Raw genomic sequence first — 4163 nt, 5'->3', positions numbered from 1 at the left:
CCAAACCCTCTTCTGTGCGTGTGTTAATGAAAATGTAGATTCACTCCCGCTTAACTGTTTCATACAAGTGAGTCCCCCTCTTAATTGTGCTTACTATGAATGAACTGACTAGTGAATTGACTTTAGATACTCAAATAAACTTTTGTCCCATGGACTTAACTCATCCTAACTATAATGACTCCTGACAACTAGCCAGAATTTAGACCTTTAATAAGAGCTTCTATAACAGATTGCGAATGGCTATGGATAAAAAAATGATCCCCATCAAATTCAAAATAATTGCAATCGCTATCACAAACTTGATCCCACTCTTTTATATCTCCTGACAGATTATCATCCTGCTTACCGTAAAAAATATATGTGTCACACAGGAGTTTGTCGCTTCTCTCTTGGAAACTATAAGTCTCGGATAAACGAAAGTCCGACCTAATGATAGGTAAAAAAAGATTCTTCAGTTCAGTATTTTCAAAAAATTGTGGCGGTGTTCCGCCTAATTCCATTAAGTGTTGTATAAACTCTTCATCCGGGAGCGTGTGAACGATTTTTTCATCCTTGTCTGGTACATGCGGGGCAGATCTTCCAGAGAAAAAAGCGATGCTTGGCTCCTTATAACCCATACTTCTCAGTTTATGAGTCGTTTCATATGCGAGAATCGCCCCCAAGCTATGCCCGAAAATCGCATAGGGATCTCCACTTAATTGCTGCACAATAATTGATGTAACATCTTCCACTACTTCTTCAAAAGATCGATAAAAGGGTTCGTGCACTCTCCTGCCCCTACCAGCCAACTCCACAGGGATAATCTCAGCGATTCCAATTAATTGACTTGACCATTGATTGTAGATGGCAGCAGAACCACCAGCGTAAGGTATACAAAATAATTTCATAATTCAAATCCATCTCTCACAGTTTATTTTTAAAATTCAGTCACTTAATATAAAAGTGTTCTCATCCTAAATGAGTCAGATGAAGAATAAAACTTAACGGTTGAAAACTCAAATTAATTTTTTATCCATTTAATGCCGTTCTCTTCAAATACAACAATTTTTCATAGAGTGTTTAATATAGATTTAAGAATACAAATGACAATACTTCACAAGGAATACTTAAAATCCATTATTGATACGGATTCGTCAAAATTACTATATAACTCTATTAAATTAGTAATTTCCAGGAATTCAGCTCTGTAATTAGATAGAAGAGTACATCCATCTTAAATACAGAAATTGACGGTTGTATACCCACATTTTCCATGGTATCCCTCTATATGCCAGTCGTCAAGTTGATTTTGGCTTTCAAGTTAGAGTTTTCACAAAGACAAATATAATCAGTTGTTACGTCTAACTATGTAATTCTATATTTTACCAAATGTAAGGAACATCCAATCAGAAACGCAACAAGACGGATGGGAGATTAAGATACTAATTGTTTGCCGATTTACACACTTTCTCTGTGTCAGTCTCATAATAGTGTAAGCAGACACAATCCATCACTGTCTTGTGTTATTGATAGTAATTGATCTATCAAACTATACAGACGAATAGGTCTCATAACTGGTATAAAATGAAAAGATCATCAACATCTGTGAGAGCAAGAAACAGATATATTGGCTCTGTAAATAATAATCTTAGAAGCTCAATGTTGTATGAATAATTTAACTATACAGTCTTGGTGAAACTCAATTAATTCGTTACAGTAGATCGTCAGGTAACATATTTGACCTGAGATCTCTCATTTTAGGTTATTTGGTTGATTTGGAATGTAATTTTCTCGTTTAGAGTTTCTTAAATCTCAGTGTTGATAATTCGGGGAATAAAATTAAAAATGATGGGTTGAGCGAAACAGAGCAAATAATCGAAGTTCGCCAGTTTGTCATACAAAGAGCTCGAGATGCCTTCGACCGATTAAATCATAAGTCGCGCATTTACTTATCACTTTGCTCTAGATGATTATGGAAACATGTTAATCAAACAACAAGTTATAGCTTTCAACAAAACAATTATCTGGTTTAACTCGCTTAACAACAACTCGTAGACGAAGAGCTTCCTATTTGCAAAACTTCAGATAAAGAATCCCGGCTCACAATGACATTGTGAGCCGTATTGTTAATTAAATGCACTCATATCGGTGGCAAAGGCACGAATGTCCTGCGTAATGCGCATGCTACAGAACTTCGGTCCGCACATGGAGCAGAAATGAGCTTCCTTGGCCCCTTCGGCTGGCAGCGTCTCATCATGGTAGGAAAGCGCACGTTCAGGGTCCAGTGACAGGTTAAACTGGTCACGCCAGCGGAACTCGAAGCGCGCTTTGGACAGGGCGTCATCCCGGCGCTGGGCACGTGGATGGCCTTTTGCCAGATCAGCGGCATGGGCTGCGATCTTGTAGGCGATAACCCCTTCCCGCACATCATCCTTGTTGGGCAGGCCTAGATGTTCTTTTGGCGTAACATAACAGAGCATGGACGTGCCGAACCAGCCAATCATGGCCGCCCCAATGGCGGATGTGATGTGATCGTATCCCGGGGCAATGTCGGTTGTCAGTGGACCCAGCGTATAGAACGGTGCTTCTTTGCAAATCTCCATCTGCAAGTCCACATTTTCCTTGATCTTGTGCATCGGCACGTGACCCGGGCCTTCAATCATCACTTGCACATCGTGCTTCCACGCGATCTGCGTCAGTTCTCCAAGCGTCGCCAGTTCCGCCATCTGTGCTTCATCGTTGGCATCGTAGATGCTGCCTGGGCGAAGTCCATCTCCCAGCGAGAACGCGACATCATACCTTTTCATAATCTCGCAGATTTCTTCAAAATGGGTGTACAAAAAGTTCTCCTGATGATGTGCAAGGCACCATGCTGCCATAATGGACCCACCGCGAGACACAATGCCTGTCATCCGCTTGGCCGTCATCGGGATATAACGCAGCAGCACGCCTGCATGAATCGTAAAGTAGTCCACACCCTGCTCTGCCTGCTCAATTAGCGTGTCACGGTATAACTCCCAGGTCAGTGCTTCCGCTTCGCCATTCACCTTCTCCAGCGCCTGATACAGCGGCACCGTACCGATTGGCACAGGGGAATTGCGGATAATCCATTCCCGGGTAGTATGAATGTCTTTGCCTGTGGACAGATCCATTACGGTATCCGACCCCCAGCGTACCGCCCAGGTCATCTTCTCCACCTCTTCCTCGATGGAAGAAGATACAGCAGAGTTGCCAATGTTGGCATTGATCTTCACATGAAAATGACGACCGATCAACATCGGCTCACTCTCCGGGTGATTGATGTTAGACGGCAGGATGGCTCTTCCACTCGCCAGCTCCTGGCGCACGAATTCCGGCTCCACGCCTTCACGAATGGCGGCAAACTCCATCTCTGCCGTAATGACTCCCTGCCTCGCATAATGCATCTGAGTCACACAGCGTCCTGTCTGTGCTCGCAGCGGTTTGCCACGCAATCCAGGGTACTCTTCGGCTCCAGCTCTCTTCCCTCCGGGCTTTAATCCGTTATCCTCGGGTTTAACTGTACGGCCTTGGTAAGCCTCGACATCGCCACGCTCTGTGATCCAGCGGGTACGCAGGGCTGGTAGACCTGCCCGGATATCGGCATGAAATTCGGGATCAGTCATCGGACCGCTCGTATCGTAGACACGCAGCGGCTCGTTATGCTCCACCCCTTGGGGAGTATTCGTGTCATGAAGGGCTATTTCACGCTCCGGGACAGCAATGTCCGGCCGTGAGCCCTGAATGTAGACTTTGCGGCTGCCCGGAAAGGGCTGAACCCGTCCGGCCGCCTCTGTTTTCTTTTCCACCTGCTGACCCGTATGTTCCTGTTCCATCGCTTGTTGTCCCGTTTGATTTCCTGTACTCATGTTCACTTTTCTCCTCCTTAGTGTTCCTTCGCTTGGATTGGTTGGTATCATCATTAGCTCGCTTACGTACCTGTCCCAAATCAACGCAATGCAGAGAAGAATGAGCGATCCTACACCAGACCAGAGGAGACATCATTCATGTACAGTTCACAACATAACGGAGGTTACCACAGATCATGAATCTATGAGACTTCTCTCCTTATCCAAGCCCACTTTTGCAGGTTATTGAAAAAGAAGCCCATGGAGTCCGCGCTATATCGCCTGTTCCCTGTATATAAAAAAGCCGGTCCCCGAAGG

Annotated in this window: 2 protein-coding genes; both read right to left on the bottom strand. The window is 44.4% G+C overall.

Translation table 11 applies throughout. From position 1 onward, the window contains the following. Positions 1-188: 188 nt before the first annotated feature. Positions 189-887, bottom strand: a complete 699-nt coding sequence (locus M1D71_RS03180; RefSeq protein WP_458125215.1) for a thioesterase II family protein — start codon at positions 885-887, stop codon at positions 189-191. 1218 nt (positions 888-2105) lie between these two features. Then, entirely contained in the window at positions 2106-3833 is a 1728-nt protein-coding gene (gene thiC, locus M1D71_RS03175) for a phosphomethylpyrimidine synthase ThiC (protein WP_458127147.1), read from the bottom strand. Positions 3834-4163: the final 330 nt, after the last annotated feature.

Source organism: Paenibacillus sp. Z3-2 (assembly GCF_054161325.1).
This window is presented reverse-complemented; position numbering and strand designations above follow the sequence as displayed.